Source organism: Achromobacter sp. 18P8.1.1 (genome assembly GCF_057799415.1).
In genome coordinates this window covers 244027-264685 of the sequence record NZ_JBYOKH010000002.1, presented here as the reverse complement: position 1 = coordinate 264685, position 20659 = coordinate 244027, and the positions used below count along the sequence as shown (strand labels likewise).

The window sequence follows — 20659 nt, the reverse complement described above, 5'->3', positions numbered from 1 at the left end:
CGATGGACGCGATACGCATTCGGGGTGCACGCACCCACAACCTCAAGAACGTCTCGCTGGACCTGCCGCGCCACAAACTGGTGGTCGTTACCGGCTTGTCCGGTTCGGGCAAGTCTTCGCTGGCGTTCGATACGCTGTACGCGGAGGGCCAACGACGTTACGTGGAAAGCCTTTCCGCGTATGCCCGCCAATTCCTCCAGCTGATGGACAAGCCGGACGTGGACTTGATCGAAGGCCTTTCGCCGGCCATTTCGATCGAGCAGAAGGCCGCCGGGCACAACCCGCGCTCCACCGTCGGCACCATCACCGAGATCCACGACTACCTGCGCCTGCTGTACGCACGCGTGGGCACGCCCTACTGCCCGGACCACGGTCTGCCGCTGCAAGCCCAAAGCGTCAGCCAGATGGTCGACGCGGTGCTGGGCTGGACGCCCGAGACGCGCCTGGCCGTGCTGGCGCCCATCGCGCGCGGCAAGAAAGGCAGCTTCGAGGACGAATGCGCCAGCCTCCAAGCGCAGGGCTACGTGCGCCTGCGCGTCGACGGGCAACTGGTGGAAATCGACGGCATGGCGCCGTTGAAGAAGACCGAGAAGCACGATATCGACGTCGTCATCGACCGGCTGCGCATCAAGCCCGAAAGCAAGCAACGCCTGGCGGAAAGCTTCGAAACCGCCCTGCTGCTGGCCGACGGCCGCGCGCTGGCGCTGGACATGGACAGCGAACGCGAGCAGGTCTTCTCCAGCCGCTACGCCTGCCCGGTATGCAGCCACAGCCTGCCCGAACTGGAACCGCGGCTGTTCAGCTTCAACAATCCGATGGGCGCCTGCCCCAGCTGCGACGGTATCGGCCAGGTGGGCTTCTTCGACCCCAAGCGCGTCGTCGCCTTCCCCGAACTCAGCCTGGCCGCCGGTGCGATCCGCGGCTGGGACCGCCGCAACGCGTTCACGCATTCGCTCCTGACGAGCCTGGCGGCGCACTACGAATTCGACATCGAAGCCCCCTTCGAAGACCTGCCCGAAGCGCTACGCGACAAGGTGCTGTACGGCTCGGGCGAAGAAGAGATCTCGTTCCTGTACCTGAACGAGAAGGGCCGCAGCACCGTCAAGCGCCATACGTTCGAAGGCGTCATTCCGAATCTGGAGCGCCGCTGGCGCGAAACGGATTCGGCCACGGTGCGCGAAGAGCTGGGCAAATACCGCAACATCAAGACCTGCCCGGACTGCGCGGGCTCGCGCCTGCGCCCCGAAGCGCGCAATGTGCTGATCGGGCACGACCCGCGCGGCGGCGAACGCCACGGCCAGGCCATCTACGAAGTCGAGGCCATGCCGCTGTCCAGTTGCCTGGCCTGGTTCCGCGACCTGAACCTGACGGGCGCCAAGCAAGAGATCGCGCAACGCATCGTGCGTGAAATCGAAGCGCGGCTCAGCTTTCTGAACAACGTCGGCCTGAACTACCTGTCGCTGGACCGCAGCGCCGACACGATCTCGGGCGGCGAAGCCCAGCGCATCCGACTGGCCAGCCAGATCGGCTCGGGCCTGACCGGCGTGATGTATGTGCTGGACGAACCCTCCATCGGCCTGCATCAACGCGACAACGACCGCCTGATCGGCACCTTGCAACACCTCCGCGACCTAGGCAACAGCGTCATCGTCGTCGAGCACGACGAAGACATGATCCGCATGGCCGACTGGGTGGTCGACATGGGCCCGGGCGCGGGCGAACACGGCGGCGAAGTCGTCTCGCAAGGCGATCCCGAAACCGTGCAGCGCGACCCGAATTCGTTGACGGGCCAGTACCTGAGCGGCGCGCGCGAAATCGCGATCCCTCCCCGCCGTCCGGTCAACGACGAACTTCCCTGGCTGACCCTGACCGGCGCCAGCGGCAACAACCTGAAGGATGTGGAACTGCGCCTTCCGGCGGGCCGGCTGGTGTGCGTGACGGGCGTGTCGGGATCCGGCAAGTCCACCCTCATCAACGACACGCTGGCAGTCGCGGTGTCGCGCCAACTGCACCATGCGCAAAGCGAACCCGCCCCCTACGTGTCCATGCAGGGGCTGGAGAACTTTGACAAGATCATCAGCGTCGACCAAAGCCCCATCGGCCGCACGCCGCGCAGCAACCCCGCCACCTATACCGGCCTGTTCACGCCCATCCGCGAACTCTTCGCCGGCGTGCCGGAAGCGCGCACGCGCGGCTACGACCCCGGCCGGTTCAGCTTCAACGTCAAGGGCGGCCGCTGCGAGGCCTGCCAGGGCGATGGCGTGGTCAAGGTCGAAATGCACTTCCTGCCCGACATGTACGTGCCGTGCGACGTCTGCCATGGCAAACGCTACAACCGCGAAACGCTGGAAATCCGCTACCGCGGCCGCAACATCAGCGAAGTGCTGGACCTGACGGTTGAGCAGGCGCTGGAGTATTTCGAGTCCGTGCCGGCCATTTCCCGCAAGTTGCACACGTTGATCGATGTCGGTCTGTCCTATATTCGTCTGGGCCAAAGCGCGACCACGCTCTCGGGCGGCGAAGCGCAACGCGTGAAGCTGTCTCAGGAACTGTCGCGCCGCAGCACCGGCCGCACGCTGTACATCCTGGACGAGCCCACCACCGGCTTGCATTTCCGGGATATCGAGCTACTGTTGCAGGTGCTGAACCAGCTGGTCGACAGCGGCAACACCGTCCTCATCATCGAACACAACCTGGACGTCATCAAGACGGCCGATTGGCTGATCGACATGGGTCCGGAAGGCGGCGACGGCGGCGGTTATGTGGTGGCGCAGGGCACGCCGGAAGATGTCGCGGCCACACAGGCCAGCCATACCGGGCAGTACCTGGGCAAGCTGCTGCGCCGCAATGCCGGACGATGAACCAGCACGTTGTAGCGGACAACCTGGCAACCCCTGCGTAAGGAAAAGCGGCATGTACACCCTGATCATCGCCAACAAGAACTACTCATCGTGGTCCTTGCGTCCGTGGATCGCCCTGCGCGCCGCGGGCGTGGCCTTTACCGAGCAAAAGCTCGGGTTTTTCACGGAAGCGTTCACACGCCAGGTGGGCGCGGTGTCGCCCGCGGGACTCGTGCCCGTGCTGCTTGACGGGGATTTCGCGGTCTGGGATTCCCTGGCCATCTGCGAGTATGTGGCTGAACAACGCCCCGAGGCCAACCTCTGGCCGCAAGACGCGAAGGCGCGGGCCCGCGCGCGTTCGCTGGCTGCGCAGATGCACAGCGGCTTTTCCGCCATGCGCCAGGCCATGCCGATGAACATCGAAGCGCATCTGCCCGGCATCGACCTGCCCGAAGCGGCCCGGCAGGACATCTCGCGCCTGCACGCTATCTGGCGCGACACGCGCGCCGAATTCGGCCAGGGCGGGCCGTTCCTGTTCGGGGCCTTTTCGATTGCTGATGCCTTCTTCGCACCCGTGGTGTCGCGCTTTACCACCTACGGCGTTGCGGCCGCCGGCCCGGTGCGCGACTACATGGACGCGGTGCTGGCGCTGCCCGCCATGCAGGAATGGATGCGCGACGCCCGCGCCGAAGCCACCTTCGTTCCCGAAGACGAGCCCTACCGCAAGCATCGCTGAAAAGCGCTGGCCAATCCTTTCAATCGTGCAGCCGCTGCGCCATGAATTCGCGCAGCAGCGCCATCGCGGGCGCTTCGGTCCGTCCCGTCAGGGTCACCAGCGCGAATAGCGCGTGACTGCGCAGCGGCGGATCGCTCGGCAACTCCATCAGTTCGCCGGCCGCGATGCCGGCCCGGGCCGCGCCCACAATGCCCAGGAACACCGCGTCCGACACGCGCACCGCATCAAGCAGGCTGCCGATCTCATCGCAACGCAGGCGCACCGACGTGCGGGGGTCGGGCTCGATGCCGAAATGCTCGATCAGAATCCGTTCGGTGTCGGCCGCCAGAAAGGTGGAGGCCAAGGGATAAGCCGCAATGTCCGCGAACCCCGGCGGCTGCGTTTGGCTGGCCAAGGGGTGGCCACGGCGGCAGATGAAGCCTGCGCGCATCTGCGACACGGGTTCGATACGCAAATCGGCCGATGGCGCGATGCCGCGGGTATCGACCACCAACGCGTCCAGGCGCCGTTCGCGCAGCAGTGCCAGATGCGCCTCCAGCGGCCCGCGCATCAGCTCCAGGTGCAATTGCGGGTAACACTGCGCCACATGCGTCAGCAATGGCGTCATCAGCATCGCGCCGGGCCCCGAGCCCAGGCCGATGTTGATCGCCCCCCGGTCCCCGTGGGTCAGCAGTTCGGCGCTGCGGCGCAATTCGGCCGATTCGAACAGGATGCGCCGGGCGCGGTCGGCCACGGTCAGGCCTAAGGGCGTCAACTCAGTGCGCTTGCCCATGCGGTCCAGCAACAGCGCGCCCAGATCTTCTTCCAGCAGCCGGACGCTGCGGCTCAGCGCCGATTGCGTCAGGTGCAGGCGCTCGGCCGCGCGGCTGAACGAACCCGCTTCGGCTACCGCCAACAGATGCTCTAGCTGCTTCAGATTCATGCCCAGGTATGAGTTTTTTTTCTAGCTTGCAGAATAACAATTCGTTAGACAACTAGCGAGGGCTGTCCCTAGCATGCGGATCACAACCACATCACAAGGGGAATCTCGTGAGCATGCTTTCCAATCGCCTGCACCTTGCGGCCTGTGCGCTGGCGCTGGGCGCGGCGATGCTGTGGGCGCCGGGTGCCCGGGCCGCCGACTATCCCAGCCGGCCCGTCATGATGATGGTGCCCTACCCGGCCGGCGGCACTTCCGACGCCATTGCCCGCCTGGTGGCGCCTCCGGTGTCCAAGACGCTGGGCCAGCCGGTGCTGGTCGAAAACCTGGGCGGCGTCAGCGGCGCGCTGGGCGCGCAGAAGGTGCTGGGCGCCAAGTCCGACGGCTACTACCTGTTCCAGGGCTCGCCCAACGAACTGATCCTGTCGCCTATTGCCAACCCCGCGGTCAAACTCAAAAGCGAGGACTTCCGGCTGGTGCAGATGATCGGCATGGCGCCGCTGGTGATCGTGGCGCGCAGCGACCTGCCTGCCAACAGCGCCGACGAACTGGTCACGTTGGCGCGTTCGCGCTCGGCGTCGCAGCCGCTCACCTTCGGCAGCGTGGGCGTCGGCTCTCTCTACCATGTGCTGGGCGAACATTTGGCCCACACCATCGGCGCCAGCATGGTCCACGTGCCGTACAAGGGCGGCGCGCCGCTGATGCAGGACATCGGCGGCGGCCAGGTCGATCTGGCCATCCTGCCGCTATCGCAGCAGCAGATGGCCATGGCCGAGCAGGGCCGCATCAAGCTGGTGGCCACGCTCGATGCGCAGCGCAGTCAGCTGCCGTCCCTGTCCGCGGTGCCTTCGGTCAACGAGGGCCAACTGTTGAAGGGCTTCAACTTCACCACCTGGACCGGCTATTTCGTCAAACGCGACACCCCGGAAGACGTGGTGCTGCGGCTGCACGCCGCGCTCAACGACGCCATGCAGGACCCCGCCGTCAAACGCGGGCTGGAATTCCAGAACATCCTGGTCTCCGAGCCAATGGGTGCGGACGCGGCAGAAGCGATGTACCGCGCCGAAACCAGCCGCTTCCGCGAGATCGCCACCCGGGTGGGCGGAGCCGCAAAGCCATGACTACCGCCTCCCCCCACAAGGAACACGCCGACATGCATCCGATCCTGCAGACCTTGACCGCCCAGGCCGACGAATTCGTCTCGATCCGGCGGGACATCCACCGCCATCCCGAACTGGGCTTCCAGGAATTCCGCACCAGCGATCTGGTGGCGCAAAGCCTGACGCAATGGGGCTATGAAGTGGAACGCGGTCTGGGCGGTACTGGCGTGGTCGGGCAGTTGCGCCGCGGCGACGGCGGCAAGCGCCTGGGGCTGCGCGCCGACATGGACGCCTTGCCTATCCAGGAGGCCACGGGCCTGGACCACGCCAGCCGCAACGAAGGCGTCATGCATGCCTGCGGCCACGATGGCCACACGGCCATGCTGTTGGCGGCGGCGCACCACCTGGCCCGGCACGGCGAATTCGACGGCACGCTCAACCTGATCTTCCAGCCCGCCGAAGAAGGCCTGGGCGGCGCCAAGCGCATGATGGAAGACGGACTGTTCACGAAGTATCCCTGCGACGCCATCTTCGCCATGCACAACATGCCGGGCCACCCGCAAGGCCATCTGCTGCTGCGCGATGGCCCCACCATGGCTTCCTCGGACAACGTGACCATCGTGCTGGAAGGCGTGGGCGGACACGGCGCCGTGCCGCACCGCGCCGCCGACCCCGTCGTGGCGGGTGCCGCCATCGTGATGGGGCTGCAGAGCATCGTCGCCCGCAATATCGATCCGCTGCACATGGCGGTGATCACTGTCGGCGCGTTCAATGCCGGCCGCGCCAACAATGTCATTCCCCAGACCGCGACGCTCAAGCTCAGCGTCCGCGCGCTCGACCGCGGCGTGCGCGACACGCTGCAGGCGCGCATCACCGAGCTTGTCCATAACCAGGCGGCCAGCTACCAGGTCCAGGCGACGATCGACTACGGCCGCGGCTATCCCGTGCTGGTGAACACGCAGGCGGAAACGGATTTCGCGCGGCAGGTGGCCGTGGAACTGGTCGGGGCCGACAAGGTCGACCCGCAGACCCGGCCACTGACCGGCAGCGAAGACTTCGCCTTCATGCTGGAAGACGTGCCCGGCTCCTACCTGCTTGTGGGTAACGGCGACGGGTCGGCGGATGGTTTCAACAGCGGGCATGGCGCCTGCATGGTCCACAACCCGGGCTATGACTTCAACGACCACAGCCTGCCGGTGGGTGCGGCGTACTGGGTGCTGCTGACCCAGCGCTACCTGACGCGCTGAGGCAGCTGCAACGGCCCTACCCCATCTCGAACAGGCGCTTGTGTTCGCGGATGGCGTAGCGGTCGGTCATGCCGGCGATGTAGTCGGCGATTGCGCGAGCCTGGTCATTGAAGGCCGGGCGGCGGTAGTCCGGCGGCAACAGGCGCGGGTCTTCCAGGAAGGCCGCGAACAGTTCGCGCACGATGCGGCGCGCCTTGGTGGTCATGCGCAACACCTGATAGTGCCGGTACAGGTTGTCGAACAGGAATTTCTTCAGCGCATCGGCCTCGCGGCGGATCTCGTCCGAAAAGCCCGCCAGCGGCGGCGAGCGACGCACATCGTCGGCGCTGGCCGGTGCCGCATCGCGGATGCGCGCAAGCGAGGTCTGCGTCAGGTCCACGATCAGCGTGTTGATCATCCGGCGGATGGTTTCCGCCACGGCGCGGCGCGAGGCCAGCCCCGGATAGCGTTCCAGCACGTGGGCGTGGTGGCGCTCGAAGATCGAGACCTCTTGCAGCTGTTCCACGGTGATCAGGCCCGAGCGCAAGCCGTCGTCGATGTCGTGGTTGTTGTAGGCCACCTCGTCGGCCAGGTTGGCCAACTGCGCTTCCAGCGACGGCTGCGTGCGGTTCAGGAAGCGTTCGCCCACGTCGCCCAGCTGGCGCGCGTGCGCGGCCGAGCAATGCTTCAGAATGCCTTCGCGCGTTTCGAAGCACAGGTTCAAGCCGTTGAAGTCCGCATAGCGTTCCTCAAGCTCGTCGACCACGCGCAGGCTTTGCAGATTGTGCTCAAAGCCCCCGGCCTCGGGCGCCAACTCGCGCATGCAGGCGTTCAGTTCGTCCTGGCCGGCGTGGCCGAACGGCGTGTGGCCCAGGTCATGCGCCAGCGAGATGGCTTCGGTCAGGTCTTCGGACAGCCCCAGGCTGCGGGCCAGTGTGCGCCCGATCTGCGCGACTTCCAGGCTGTGGGTCAGGCGGGTGCGGAACAGGTCGCCTTCGTGGTTCACGAAGACCTGCGTCTTGTACTCCAGGCGCCGAAAGGCGCCCGAATGCACGATGCGGTCGCGGTCCCGCTGAAACTCGGTCCGATTTTCCGGCGGCAGCTCGGCATAGGTCCGGCCGCGCGATTGAGACGGGTCGGATGCGTAGGAAGCCAGTTCTTTCATCTGCAACACCGTCTCCGGTCGCGGTTATTGAGTGGTGCGGGCCAGGACGGCGCGCACCGCGTCGTCCGGGGCGGCCTGCATGAAGGCTTCGCCGATGCGGGGCATGAGTACGTAGCGGATCGAACCGCCCTCCGTTTTCTTGTCCACCTGCATCAGGTCGAGCCAGCGGTCCGCGCCCAGATCGGGCGCTACCACCGGGCAACCGATGGCCGCCACCAGCGCGCGCACACGCTCGACGTCCGCGCGGTTAAAGCCCGCCACGTCCGCCGACAATTCAGCCGCCTGCACCATGCCGCAACCCACGGCCTCGCCGTGCAGCCAGGCGCCATAGCCCAGGCCGGATTCGATTGCGTGGCCAAAGGTGTGGCCCAGATTCAGGATGGCGCGCAGGCCGGACTCGCGTTCGTCCTTGCCCACCACCTGCGCCTTCAGTTCGCACGAACGGCGGATGGCGTAGGCAATCGCCTCCGGGTCCAGATCGCGCAGCTGCTGCACGTTGTCTTCGCACCAGGTCCAGAAGGCCGGATCCAGGATCAGGCCGTACTTGATCACTTCGGCCAGGCCCGCGGACACTTCGCGCGCCGGCAAGGTATTGAGCACGTCCGTGTCGATTTCCACCGCCACGGGCTGGTAGAACGCGCCGATCATGTTCTTGCCCAGCGGATGGTTGACGGCCGTCTTGCCGCCCACCGACGAATCCACCTGGGCCAGCAGGGTCGTGGGCACCTGCAGGAAGCGCACGCCGCGCATGTACACGGCAGCCGCGAACCCGGTCATGTCGCCGATCACGCCGCCGCCCAGCGCCACCAGCACGCAGCGGCGGTCCAGGCGATGGGTCAGCAAGGCGTCGAAGATCAGGTTCAGCGATTGCCAGTCCTTGTAGGCCTCGCCGTCGGGCAGTTCGATGCGCAGCACGCGCTTGCCGGTGCGGGCCAACGCCGCCTCGGCGCGCTCGCCGTACAGCGCCGCCACCGTGGGGTTGGTGACGACCGCAACCGCGGTGGCGTCGGCGGGGATGCATTGGTCCAGGGCATCGATGCGGCCGGGGCCGATATGGATCGGATAACTTCCGCCCGGGGTGTCGACGTCAACAACGTTCATATGCGCTTCTCGAAGGCTTGTAATTGCGGCAGCAGCGCTTTGACCAGGGTGTGGATGGGCGTGGAGCCCGTTTCCACCACCAGATCGGCGACTTCCTTGTAGAGGGGCTCCCGCAGGGTCATCAGGTCCCGCAGGGTGCCGCGGGGGTCGGCGGTGGCCAGCAAGGGGCGGTTCCGGTCGCGGCAGGTCCGGCGGAACAATTCGTCCACGCTGGCCCTCAAATAGACGACGATCCCGCGTTCGTGCAGCCGTTGGCGGTTTTCGGCCGCGAGGATCGCGCCCCCGCCGGTGGCAAGAATAATGTTGCGCCGTTGGGTACACTCTTCCAAGGCGGCGGACTCTCGGCGACGAAAACCGGTTTCGCCCTCGATTTCGAAGATTACCGGCACCCGCACGCCGCAACGCGCCTCGAGCTCATGATCCAGATCCATAAACTCGCGTCCCAACGCACGCGCCAGGCTCCGGCCGATGGTCGTCTTGCCCGCTCCCATCATCCCGACCAGGAAGACGGGCAGGTCGTGCGGCAACGACACAGTCTTGCCTGTGCACTCCAAGGCGCAAGGCAGGTTTTCAGTCCCCTCGTCCGAGGGCGCTGGGTCCGGATCAGCCTCCGGACATGAGTTGGCGGAAAAGTTCATGACGGCATTATCACATCTGCCGCCAGTTGCCCGCGCACCACATTGAACTATCTTGTTACAGAAACCGATCCCCTGCGCTAAGCCGGGCCCGGAGAGTCCCGTAAAATCGCCGCGATGAGCAAGCCCCAGAATTCCTCCAAGAAAGACAAGCCCGCCAAGAGCGGCTCCCCGATACTGCGATTCTTCGTGAAAGCCGGCATCTTCTGTGCCGGCCTGTTCCTGTGCGGCGTACTGCTGGCCGGGATGGCGTTGGCGCTGGCCTGGCCGAACCTGCCGGACCTGAACGCCATGACGGACTATCGCCCGCGGGTGCCGCTGCGCGTCTATACGGCGGACCGCGTCCTGATCGGCGAATTCGGCGAAGAACGCCGCAACGTGCTGCGTTTCAATGAAATCCCGGACGTCATGAAGTCCGCGGTGCTGGCGGCCGAAGACGACCGTTTCTACCAGCACGGGGGGATCGACTGGATGGGCGTGGCGCGGGCCGGCCTGACCAACCTGATCAACATGTCGAAGACGCAGGGCGCCAGCACGATCACGATGCAGGTCGCGCGCAACTTCTACCTGTCGTCGGAAAAGACCTATTCGCGCAAGTTCTACGAACTGCTGCTGACCTTCAAGATCGAATCCGAGCTCACCAAGGACCAGATCCTTGAGCTCTACATGAACCAGATCTACCTGGGCCACCGCGCCTACGGTTTCGCCGCCGCCTCGCGCACCTACTTCGGCAAGCCGCTGTCGGAAGTGACCCCGGCGGAAGCCGCCATGCTGGCCGGCATCCCCAAGGCCCCGTCGCGCTTCAACCCGATTTCGAACCGCCCCCGCGCCGAACTGCGCCAGCGCTACGTGCTGGGCCGCATGCAATCGCTGGGCTACCTGACCGAGCCCGAATACAAGCAGGCGATGGCGCAGCAGATCGTCATGAAGTCGGCGGAAGGCACGCCGGCCGGCGGCTACTCCATCCACGGCGAGTACGTGGCCGAACTGGCCCGCCAGCTCCTGTACAACGTGTACCAGGACAACGTCTATTCGCGCGGCATCAACATCTACACCACCGTGCAGTCCAAGGACCAGGAAGCGGCTTACCGCGCCGTGCGCGAAGGCGTGCTGGAATACACGCGCCGCGCGCCCTACCCCGGCCCCGAAGAGCAGCTGGACCTGCCCGCGGGCACCGAGAACAACCCGGCCGCCCTGGATGAATTCCTGGACGGCGTGTTCGACAAATTCAGCGACAGCGGCGATCTGCTGACCGCGCTGGTGCTGTCGGCCAGCCCCACCGAAGTGAAGCTGGCGCGCAGCTCGCGCGAAATCATCACCGTCACCGACAAGAAGGTGCTGGGCGTGGTGGCGCGTGCGCTCAACGACAAGGCCAAGCCCGAGCAGCGCATCAAGCGCGGCTCCGTCGTCTACATCCGCAAGTTCGGCGACAACTGGGAAATCATCAACCTGCCTTCGGTGCAGGCAGCCTTCGTGGCGCTCACGCCGCAGGACGGCGCCATCCGCGCCATGGTGGGCGGCTTCGACTTCTACCGCGGCAACTTCAACCGCGTGACGCAAGCCTGGCGCCAGCCGGGCTCGAACATCAAGCCCTTCATCTACGCCGCCTCGCTGGAACGCGGCCTGACGCCGGCCACGCAGATTTCCGACCAGCCGTTCGAACTGACCGCGGCGCAAACCGGGTCCAAGGCCTGGAACCCCAAGAACTACGGCAACCAGTACGAGCCCATGCTGACCTTGCGCCAGGGCCTGTACAAGTCGAAGAACATGGTGTCGATCCGCATCCTGCAGGCCATCGGCCCGCAGTACGCGCAGGACTACCTGACCCGCTTCGGCTTCGACAAGGCCCGCCAGCCGGCCGTGCTACCGCTGGCGCTGGGCGCAGGCTCGGTCACGCCCCTGCAGCTGGCCGGTGCGTTCTCGGTCTTCGCCAATGGCGGCTACCGCGTCACGCCCTACCTGATCGACCGCGTCACCGACAGCAACGGCAAGGTCATCATGCAATCCAAGCCGGTCGTGGCCGGCGACGCGGCAGCGCGCGCCATCGATCCGCGCACCGCCTGGATCATGGACGACATCCTGCGCGGCGTGGCCACCTACGGCACCGCGGCGCGCGCCCGGGCCCTGCTCAAGCGCAACGACATCGCCGGCAAGACGGGCACCACCAACGAATCCGTCGACGCCTGGTTCTCGGGCTACACGCCGAACCTGGTGGCGACCTCGTGGCTGGGCTTTGATCAGCCCAAGTCGCTGGGCTCGCGCGAAACCGGCGGCGGCGTCGCCATGCCGATCTGGGTCGACTACATGCAGGACGTGCTCAAGGGCGTGCCGGAAGAAAAACCGCGTGCCCGCCCCGACGGCATCATCGTCGAGAACGGCGAGTTCTACTTCTCGGAATTCCCGCCCGGACAAGCGGTCGCCCGCCTGGGCCTCGCCGAAGCCGACACGCTGGGTGAATTCCTGCACGGCCTGGGCAGCGGCAACGAAGAGACGAAGATCAAGGTTGCTCCGGGCGTGGGTTCGCAGAACGCCGCCCCCTGGTCGCAGAAGATCCCGTTCTAAAAGATAAATACCCCACGCCGCACCCGCTACGCGGGTTTGCGGCCTTCACAAGGGACATTTTCATCGCGGGGACGGCCCGGCGATGAAAAAAAAGCCGGCCTATCAAGGCCGGCTTTTTGTTTGGGCGGTCGGGTTTACAGCTTCAACGTCACGGGGACGCCCGCCGCGGCGGAGCAGATCTGAGACAAAGCGTCGGGCAATTGCGGGCCGCCTCGGGTATCGTTCCAGTGTTGGCCGTCGTAGCGGTAGTGGAAGCCGCCGCTGCGCGCGGCCACCCACAGCTCCTGCATGGCGGCCTGGCTGTTCACCACGACGTGGCTATTGTCCTCGAACACCATCGTCAGCACATTACCGCTGCGGCTGGTTTCGACGTCGACGTCGAGCGAAGCCGCCCAGTCATCGGCCTGGCTTTCGATGCTATCCAGCACCTGGTCGATCAACGCAAGAAATTCGGTTTCGGTCATAATCGAGCCTGCAAGAATTACGGAGTTCCCAGTGTTCCAATTGGCATTCAGCCGCATGGCTCTTCGCATTGTAGCCACGCTCTTGGCCTCCGGCATGGTTGCGGCCTGCGGGTACAAGGGGCCTTTGTATATGCCGACGCCTGACGGCAAGCCGCCGGCGCGCACCCCGTCGCAGCCCACGCAGCAGATTCCACCGGCGCCGACCATCCCATGACGCCCGCCTACCCCGTGCAGCCAGACCTGGCCGGCCATCCCTACTTCCAGTACCGCAATAACGTACTGTACGCCGAGGATGTGCCCCTGGACCATCTGGCGCATGGGCTAGGCACACCGCTGTACGTCTATTCCCGCGCCGCGCTGAAAGCCGCCTGGGAAACCTACCGCAGCGCCGTCGCGCAACGCCCGGTGCTGGTCTGCTACGGCATGAAGGCCAACTCCAACCTGGCGGTACTGAAGGAATTCGTACGCCTGGGCGCGGGCTTCGACATCGTGTCCGGCGGCGAACTCAAGCGCGCGCTGGCAGCGGGCGCCGACCCATCGAAAATCGTGTTTTCGGGCGTGGGCAAGCAAGCCTGGGAAATGCGCGACGCGCTCGCGGCCCAGGTGAAATGCTTCAACGTCGAATCCGTAGCCGAACTGCACCGGCTGTCGGAAGTGGCCGAAAACATGGGCGAGCTCGCCCCCGTGTCGCTGCGCGTCAATCCCGACGTCGACGCGCAGACCCACCCCTACATCTCCACCGGCCTGAAAGAAAACAAGTTCGGCATCGCCATCGATGCCGCGCTGGACGCCTACCGCACCGCGCAATCGCTCCCGGGCCTGGACATCGTCGGCGTGGATTGCCATATCGGCTCGCAGCTGACCGACATCAGTCCCTATTTCGATGCGCTGGAAAAGCTGCTGGACCTGATCGACACGCTCGACCAGGAAGGCATCCAGATTGCGCATCTGGACCTGGGCGGCGGCCTGGGCATCCGCTATACGGACGAAACGCCCCCCTCGCCCAAAGCCTTGCTGGACCGCGTCTTCGAACGCCTGAACGCACGCGGCCACGGGCATCTGCATCTGGTGCTGGAACCCGGTCGCTCGCTGGTCGGCAACGCCGGCGTGCTGCTGACCACGGTCCAGTACCTGAAGCATGCCGAAGCGCGCAACTTCGCGATCGTCGACGCCGCCATGAACGACCTGCTGCGCCCGGCGCTGTACGACGCGTTCCACGGCGTGCGGGCCCTGCGCCCGCGCGCAGGCGACCAGACCTCTTACGACATCGTCGGCCCGGTATGCGAAAGCGCCGACTGGCTGGCCCGTCAACGCCCCCTGGCGATCCAGCAAGGCGACGTGCTGGCCGTCGAATCCGCCGGCGCCTACAGCATGGCGATGGCCAGCAACTACAACACGCGCGCCCGCGCGGCCGAAGTCATGGTCGACGGCGACAACTACTACGTCGTGCGCCAGCGAGAAACCCTGGACGACCTGCTGCGCGGCGAATCCACGCTGCCGTAGGATGGGTGAAGCGCAGGGGGTCGAAGGCAAGGACCCATTCGTTCAACGCGCGTAACCCATCAAGCAACGGTGATTTCTTGGCAACTTCAGCCACAACGCAATCGTTGCTCGATGGGTTGCGCGCGCTCGGCAGCAATATCCTTGCCTTCGACCTCTCGCGCTTCACCCATCCTACGATGCATCACGATTTATCCAGCGCAAAAAAAGGCCCCGAGGGGCCTTTTTCTCTACATCCGCGCCCTCACAGTTCCCCGTAGGAATGCAGGCCGGACAGGAACATGTTCACGCCCAGGAAGGCAAAGCCCGTGATCAGCAGGCCCATCAGCGCCCAGTAGGCCGCCATGGTGCCGCGCAGGCCCTTGATCAGGCGCATGTGCAGCCAGGCAGCGTAATTCAGCCAGACGATCAGCGCCCAGGTCTCCTTGGGGTCCCATTGCCAGTACGCGCCCCAGGCATCGGCCGCCCACAGCGCGCCCAAGATGGTGGCCACCGTGAAGAACGCGAAGCCGATCGCGATGGCGCGATACATGATGTCGTCCAGCACTTCCAGCGACGGCAGCGCGGCGGCGATGCGGCGGCGGCCCAGCAGGATGGCGCCCACGATCACGGCGCCGATGCCGAAGTACAGCATCCAGGTCGCCGACAGGCCGTCGGTGCGGAACACCATCGGCTCGGCGCACAGCAGCACGCCCAGGATGAACAGCGGCGTGAGCTTTGCCCACGACGTCGTCTGCCCATGCTGCTTGATCAGATAGGCAAAGCCCACCATCGCCGCCAGCGAGAAGGTGCCGTAGCCGATGAAGTTGGCCGGCACGTGCAGCTTCATCCACCAGCTCTTCAAGGCTGGCACCAGCGGCTGGATCTGCCCCGCGTCGCGCGTGAACGAATACCACAGCAGGAACACCACGGCGGACGTCACCACCAGCAGCACGAAGCCGCCGAGTGCTCGCGTGGCGTATTTGCGTTCGTAGTACAGGTAGAACAGCGCGGTGATCAGCGAGAACAGCACGAACACTTCGTACAGGTTGCTGACCGGGATGTGGCCCAGGTCCGGCCCCATCAGATGGCCTTCGCGCCAGCGCACCAGCAGCCCCGTGACGCCGGCGAACACCGCGCCCCAGGTCAGCGCCGTGCCCAGCCATGCGGCCGTCGGGCTGAACACGCCGATCCAGTAGCAGACCATCGCCAATGCGAACAGCGCGCACATCCACAGGATGGCGGACTGGGACGAGAACAGGTACTTCAGGAAGAACACCTGCTCGGCGCGGGCCAGGTCATTGCCGTAGAGCATCAGGGCCAGCCCGGCCGCGATCGCACAGGCGATCATCAGGTGGCGCAGCGGACGCCACAGCCAACCCAGCCACGCCAGCGCGGGCACGGTGCCGCACAGGATGATCTTCTCGTAATAGTCCATCGCGTTGCCGTGGCGGGTCAGCGCGAAGGCGGCGCCCACCGACAGCAGCAGGAAAAAGACGATGTCGGTCCAATCGGGCTTGCCGCGCCGGGCGCGGCTGTCGCCGGTTTCCGACAGGCTGTCCTGCCAGAGCGTGTCCGGCGACGCGTTCAGCGCCTTCGGCGACGAGGGATGCGTAGTGGTCGTAGTCGACATAAATAAACCTTAAGACCTCTTCTGGCGCAGCAGCGCCTGCTTGAAGCGTTCGAACTCTTGATTGAAGTCGAGTGTACGCTTCTGGGACGTCATGGCCGCCATGACGCTGCTTCCGCCCTCATGCGGCTTGACCCAGATCCAGACGCGGCGGTCTCGAATATAGAACATCGAGAACACCCCCAGGACCAGCAACAGGCTGCCCAGGTAGACGGTGTTCTTGCCCGGCGTGCGGCTGACCTGGAACACGCTGGCCTGCACGTGATTGAAATCCGCCAGCGACAGGAACACCGGCGCCGGATACACCGTCAGGTCCGACAGCGCGGCCACCGCCAGGCGCGACCATACCGCCGCGCGCTCGCCCTCGGGGCCTTCGACCGCCACGGCGGGCAGGCCCGCGCGCTCGCGTTCAATGGCGCGCAATTCGTTCATGCTGGCGCCGATCAACCGGATCACGACGTCGGCCGCGCGCTCCAGGTCGGCGGCGGGCGTATTGGCCTGCAGGAAGGCGGCCACGGCTTGCAGGCCCCCAGTTGCGAAGGTCTCCAGCGCGCGCTCGGCGGCCGTCTGCAAGGGCTGGCGATCGGCGCCCGACGGGCTGTTGCGCTCGGCGAAGCGGCGGGCCGCCTCCTGGCGCGCCGCCGGGTCGGCCAGCGTCGCGCGCAAGCGCATGAATTCGGCAATCGAACTGTCGTCGTCGGCAGGGATGCGCAGGTAGCGGAACGGCTCCGACGCGTTGTTGCGCACGCCAGCCAGGAACACGCTGGCGCCGTCGAGTTCCATGGGTAGCATGTAGTTCTGGAATTCGTGGGCCTGGCCCGCATCGTCGATCAGCTTGTATTCGACGCTGGGTCCCACGTTGCGCAGGTTCTCGTTCTTCTTGCCCGCCGCGCTGCCCGACACCGACGCCACGTGCTCGGCGAAGCTGCGGTCCGGGCCCTTGGGCTCGCCGCGCGTCAGGTCTTCCACGTTGATGGGGCGCATCGCCGTGATTTCGACGCCCATGCTGCGCGGCCCGTTTGCTGTGTGAGCGGTTACTTCGGCGGTCTTGCCCACCGTGCCGTCAACGGCGAACGTCGCATCGCCAGAACCTACTAGCGGGTAGCCTTTCAGCACCACCGTGCTGCCGCCGTCGTCGAAGCTGGACTGGTAGACGGTCATGCCCTTGAAGCGCAGCGGTTCGTTGACCTCGATGGTGGAATCAAACGTCTTGCCGGTGTCGGGGTCGGTGACTTCAACTTCGCTCAGAAAGCGGCTGGGCATGCCCGTGGAGTAGTAATCGACGACGAACTTCTTGAGCTTCAACGTGAAGGGCATCGGCTGCACCAGGGCGCCGTCGCCCACCATCACGACCGCCGTGCTGGCCTGGCCGCCTTCGGGCACCAGCACGCTGGCGCGAAAGCTCGGGTTGTCGACCGACAGGCGGCCGCTTTCCGGCACTTCCGAGATCAGCATGTTCTCGACGATGGGCTTCTTGCCGCCCAGCATCACTTGCAGGCGCACAGGCAGTTCGCTGTCCAGCAGGCCCCCGATGCAGATGATGACCATCGCCGCATGCGCGAACACATAGCCCAGCCGATTGGCACTGCCTTTCTTGGCCGCCAGCATTACGCCGTCGTTGTCCGTGCGTTGCCGCACCGCGTAGCCCATGCGTTCCAAGAGGGACTTCAGGCCGGCCGCGGTCTGCGGCACGTCGGTGGGGGCTTCGGTTTCCACGCGATGCGGAAAACCCCGCAGGCTGCTGGCCCGCACGTGTTCGCGAAACGAACGTGCATCCCGCAGCATCTTGGGCGCGTTGCGGATCAGGCAGACCGAGGTCGATACGACCAGGAATCCCATGATCACCAGGAACCACCAGCTGTTGTAGACGTGCCAGATCGAGAACTTGTCGAACACCTCGAACCAGAACGGCCCGAACTGGTCGATGTAGTTGTTCGACGAGCGGTTCTGCTGCAACACGGTCCCGACCAGGCTCGCCACGCAGATGAACATCAGCAGGCTGACGGCGAAACGCATCGAACCGAGCAGTTCGAAGAAATCGCGAGGCAGGCTGCGCAGGGAGGGACGGGTATGGGTTCGTGTTGAATTCATGAAAAAAGGGGGGCCGCGCTATCGGCTACCCCCCTCATAGACAGCGCACGACGGAAACAGGTTCCGTCATGCCCAAGTTGCATGAACGCGGACCAGCCGCGCGTGTTGCAGGCAAGAAGCCTACCGCAGGCCTGCCGCGTAGTCCGACACCGCCTTGATGTCGGCGTCCGACATGCGGTCCGCAATGGCGAACATGATGTCGTTCTTGCGGTCACCGCTGCGGAACAGCTTGAGCTGCTCTTCGATGTACATGGGGAACTGCCCCGACAAGCGGGGGTATTGGCCGGGCAAGCCCGCACCATTGGCAGAGTGGCACGCCGCGCACGCAGGGACATTGCGTTCCGGCAAACCGCCGCGCCAGATCTTTTGACCCAGATCAACCAGCTTCTCCTGGCCGGCCGTGGCAGGCTCTTTCAGCGGTTGCTGCGCCAGATACAGCGCGATGTTCTGCATGTCGGCCGGCGTCAGGTTCTGCGCCATGGCCGTCATCGGGGTCGGATTGCCGCCGGCGCCATTGCGCACAGGCAGCTTGGCGCCCTGCTTGACCTGGAAATCAGCCAATTGCTTGGCCAGGTATTCGTGGGGTTGCGCGGCCAGGTTGGGGTTCACCGGGATGGTGCTGTTGCCCGCCGCGCCATGACAGGACGCACAGGCAATGATGCCTCTTGAGGCGTCGCCTTGGTCAAACAGCTGACCGCCCTTGGCGGCATCTGGCTTGGCCGGGCCCGCAGCGCCGTCAGCGGCGAAACTGGGGGTCGATAAGGCGGAGGCGCCGAGCAACAGCCCGCTCGCAACCAACATCCGGGACAGCACACGCTTCATGAAGACCTCGACGATCACATCGATCAAGGCGCAAAAAGGCGCCCACGCCTGCCCCGCTCACCTTGGAAAACCGTCTCGAACCTGATTTGCCCATTCTGCCTTCCAGGCTGCCATCGGCAACCCAAAGAGTAAGCAAAAAAGACGGCTCCGCGCACGGGGACCACTGTTGCAAACGCCGGATTATACAATAGGGCTCGAAACCAACCGTATCCAAAGCCCATCCGTGTCCCTCCTACATCGCGCCTCCTTCCTTACCTCCGCAGCTCGCCTCGACCAGTTGCCGGCCGCCGGCGCTCCCGAGGTCTGCTTTGTCGGCCGCTCGAACGCCGGCAAATCCACGGCCATCAACGTGCTGTGCAACCAGCGCCGTCTTGCCTTCTCGAGCAAGACGCCGGGCCGCACGCGCTTGATCAACATGTTCGGCTTGCCCGACCCGCTGGATCCGGAAGGCCACATCGGTTTTCTCGTCGACTTGCCCGGCTATGGCTATGCCTCGGTCGCCCGCAACGAGAAAGAAAAATGGGCCGACATCCTCGGTGGCTACCTGCGTGACCGCGAGTCGCTGGCCGGCATCGTGCTGCTGATCGACATCCGCCGCGGCGTCACCGAACTGGACCGCCGCCTGGCCAACTTCATCGCCCCCACCGGACGCCCCGTGCTGGCGCTGCTGACCAAGGCCGACAAGCTGCCTTACGGCCAGCGCATGCGCACCGTCTTCTCCGTGCGCAAGGACCTGGCGGACATCGGCGCGCTGCACACCATTCCTTTCTCGGCGCCCGAGCGCATCGGTCTGGAAGAAGCCGGCGCCCACATTGAAAATTGGATTTCTCCCAAGGTCGTACCATGAACCCGCAGATCATCACCCCCGAGTTTCCGGTTTCCCGCCCGCGCCGCCTGCGTCGCGACGACTTCACCCGCCGCCTGGTGCGCGAGAACGCGCTGACGGTCAATGACCTGATCTATCCCGTCTTCGTGGCCGAAGGCACGGGCTTGCAGCAAGCCGTGCCGTCGCTGCCCGGCGTCGTCCGCTATTCGCTGGACACCCTGCTGCCCGTGGCCGAAGAATGCGTGAAGCTGGGCATCCCGGTGCTGGCGCTGTTCCCCGTCATCGACGCGTCGCTGAAGACCCCCGACGGCATCGAAGCGACCAATCCGCGCGGCTTGATTCCGCGCGTGGTCGGCGAACTGAAGAAGCGCTTTCCGGAACTCGGCATCCTGTGCGACGTGGCGCTGGATCCCTACACCAGCCACGGCCAGGACGGCGTCATCGACGAAGATGGCTACGTCATCAACGAACTGACCGTCGAGATCCTGGTCAAGCAGGCACTCACGCAGGCGGCCGCCGGCGTCGACATGGTCGCCCCCAGCGACATGATGGACGGCCGCATCGGCGCCGTACGCCGCGCGCTGGAAGCCAACGGCCATATCCACACGCAGATCATGGCGTACTCCGCCAAATACGCCAGCGCGTTCTATGGCCCCTTCCGCGACGCCGTGGGGTCGGCCACCAACCTGGGCAAGTCCAACAAGATGGCTTACCAGATGGATCCGGGCAACCTCGATGAAGCGCTGCGCGAGGTGGCTGCCGACTTGCAGGAAGGCGCCGACATGGTCATGGTCAAGCCGGGTATGCCGTACCTGGACGTGCTGCGCCGCGTGAAGGACACGTTCCGCGTGCCCACCTTCGCCTATCAGGTCAGCGGCGAATACGCGATGATCAAGGCCGCCGCCGCCAATGGCTGGCTGGACCACGACAAGGTCATGATGGAAGCGCTGCTGGCGTTCAAGCGCGCCGGCGCCGACGGCATCCTGACGTACTTCGCGATCGAAGCGGCCAAGCTGCTCAAAGCCCAGCGCTGATCGCGCAACGCCTTGCGGGCTGGACGTAT

General features: G+C 65.4%; 17 protein-coding genes. 9 read left to right on the top strand and 8 right to left on the bottom strand.

From position 1 onward, the window contains the following. The first annotated feature begins 2 nt into the window (after window positions 1–2). A complete protein-coding gene (uvrA, locus tag AC27VE_RS03060) occupies window positions 3–2861 on the top strand; it encodes an excinuclease ABC subunit UvrA (protein ID WP_427958252.1) in 2859 nt (952 codons plus the stop codon). 52 nt (window positions 2862–2913) lie between these two features. Beyond that, the gene (locus AC27VE_RS03055; RefSeq protein ID WP_488702990.1) at window positions 2914–3576 is read left to right on the top strand and encodes a glutathione S-transferase N-terminal domain-containing protein; all 663 of its coding nucleotides are present in this window, start codon (window positions 2914–2916) and stop codon (window positions 3574–3576) included. Window positions 3577–3595: 19 nt separating this feature from the next. Here AC27VE_RS03055 and AC27VE_RS03050 read toward each other — a convergent pair whose 3' ends face one another. Next, window positions 3596–4498, bottom strand: a complete 903-nt coding sequence (locus AC27VE_RS03050; protein WP_488702989.1) for a LysR family transcriptional regulator — start codon at window positions 4496–4498, stop codon at window positions 3596–3598. A 113-nt stretch (window positions 4499–4611) separates the two neighbouring features. On the opposite strand from AC27VE_RS03050, the gene AC27VE_RS03045 reads away from it, so the two are divergent. Both AC27VE_RS03045 and AC27VE_RS03040 read left to right on the top strand, forming a co-directional pair. Then, window positions 4612–5616: a tripartite tricarboxylate transporter substrate binding protein gene (locus tag AC27VE_RS03045; protein ID WP_488703008.1), complete on the top strand. Its 1005-nt coding sequence runs from the start codon at window positions 4612–4614 to the stop codon at window positions 5614–5616. A gap of 32 nt (window positions 5617–5648) precedes the next feature. Then, window positions 5649–6842: a M20 aminoacylase family protein gene (locus tag AC27VE_RS03040; RefSeq protein ID WP_488703007.1), complete on the top strand. Its 1194-nt coding sequence runs from the start codon at window positions 5649–5651 to the stop codon at window positions 6840–6842. A gap of 16 nt (window positions 6843–6858) precedes the next feature. Here AC27VE_RS03040 and AC27VE_RS03035 read toward each other — a convergent pair whose 3' ends face one another. Genes AC27VE_RS03035 through AC27VE_RS03025 form a run of 3 tightly spaced genes read right to left on the bottom strand, consistent with a single transcriptional unit; the run spans window position 6859 to window position 9725 of the window. Beyond that, window positions 6859–7986: a deoxyguanosinetriphosphate triphosphohydrolase gene (locus tag AC27VE_RS03035; RefSeq protein ID WP_488703006.1), complete on the bottom strand. Its 1128-nt coding sequence runs from the start codon at window positions 7984–7986 to the stop codon at window positions 6859–6861. 24 nt (window positions 7987–8010) lie between these two features. Further along, window positions 8011–9087, bottom strand: a complete 1077-nt coding sequence (gene aroB / locus AC27VE_RS03030; RefSeq protein ID WP_488702988.1) for a 3-dehydroquinate synthase — start codon at window positions 9085–9087, stop codon at window positions 8011–8013. After that, window positions 9084–9725: a shikimate kinase gene (locus tag AC27VE_RS03025; protein WP_315135721.1), complete on the bottom strand. Its 642-nt coding sequence runs from the start codon at window positions 9723–9725 to the stop codon at window positions 9084–9086. The genes aroB and AC27VE_RS03025 overlap by 4 nt, the downstream gene beginning before the upstream one ends. 114 nt (window positions 9726–9839) lie before the next feature. Here AC27VE_RS03025 and AC27VE_RS03020 point away from each other — a divergent pair, with 114 nt between their 5' ends. Beyond that, complete coding sequence (locus tag AC27VE_RS03020) at window positions 9840–12284, top strand: penicillin-binding protein 1A (RefSeq protein ID WP_488702987.1); 2445 nt, start codon at window positions 9840–9842, stop codon at window positions 12282–12284. A gap of 134 nt (window positions 12285–12418) precedes the next feature. Here the strand turns inward: AC27VE_RS03020 and cyaY are convergent, their stop codons facing one another. Beyond that, window positions 12419–12748 (bottom strand): iron donor protein CyaY, encoded by a 330-nt coding sequence (gene cyaY / locus AC27VE_RS03015; RefSeq protein ID WP_088588573.1) that lies wholly within the window; start codon window positions 12746–12748, stop codon window positions 12419–12421. Between cyaY and lptM the strand changes: the two genes are divergently transcribed. Both lptM and lysA read left to right on the top strand, forming a co-directional pair. Continuing rightward, window positions 12699–12962, top strand: a complete 264-nt coding sequence (gene lptM, locus AC27VE_RS03010; RefSeq protein ID WP_337360715.1) for an LPS translocon maturation chaperone LptM — start codon at window positions 12699–12701, stop codon at window positions 12960–12962. The genes cyaY and lptM overlap by 50 nt on opposite strands. Next, on the top strand, window positions 12959–14251 hold the full coding sequence (gene lysA / locus AC27VE_RS03005; protein ID WP_488702986.1) for a diaminopimelate decarboxylase: 1293 nt from the start codon (window positions 12959–12961) through the stop codon (window positions 14249–14251). The genes lptM and lysA overlap by 4 nt, the downstream gene beginning before the upstream one ends. Before the next feature lie 241 nt (window positions 14252–14492). Here the strand turns inward: lysA and ccsB are convergent, their stop codons facing one another. From ccsB to AC27VE_RS02990, 3 genes are all read right to left on the bottom strand, one after another. Further along, window positions 14493–15860 carry a c-type cytochrome biogenesis protein CcsB gene (ccsB, locus tag AC27VE_RS03000; protein WP_006227430.1) on the bottom strand — a complete coding sequence of 456 codons (1368 nt, stop codon included), beginning with the start codon at window positions 15858–15860 and terminating at the stop codon, window positions 14493–14495. A gap of 9 nt (window positions 15861–15869) precedes the next feature. Next, window positions 15870–17948, bottom strand: a complete 2079-nt coding sequence (locus AC27VE_RS02995; protein ID WP_035214107.1) for a cytochrome c biogenesis protein ResB — start codon at window positions 17946–17948, stop codon at window positions 15870–15872. A gap of 120 nt (window positions 17949–18068) precedes the next feature. Then, window positions 18069–18770 carry a c-type cytochrome gene (locus AC27VE_RS02990; RefSeq protein WP_035214109.1) on the bottom strand — a complete coding sequence of 234 codons (702 nt, stop codon included), beginning with the start codon at window positions 18768–18770 and terminating at the stop codon, window positions 18069–18071. Between the two features lie 223 nt (window positions 18771–18993). Between AC27VE_RS02990 and yihA the strand changes: the two genes are divergently transcribed. Both yihA and hemB read left to right on the top strand, forming a co-directional pair. Next, the gene (gene yihA / locus AC27VE_RS02985) at window positions 18994–19617 is read left to right on the top strand and encodes a ribosome biogenesis GTP-binding protein YihA/YsxC (protein ID WP_006227427.1); all 624 of its coding nucleotides are present in this window, start codon (window positions 18994–18996) and stop codon (window positions 19615–19617) included. Continuing rightward, window positions 19614–20630: a porphobilinogen synthase gene (gene hemB, locus AC27VE_RS02980; protein WP_006227426.1), complete on the top strand. Its 1017-nt coding sequence runs from the start codon at window positions 19614–19616 to the stop codon at window positions 20628–20630. Before yihA ends, hemB begins: the two co-directional genes overlap by 4 nt. The last annotated feature ends 29 nt before the right edge of the window (window positions 20631–20659 follow it).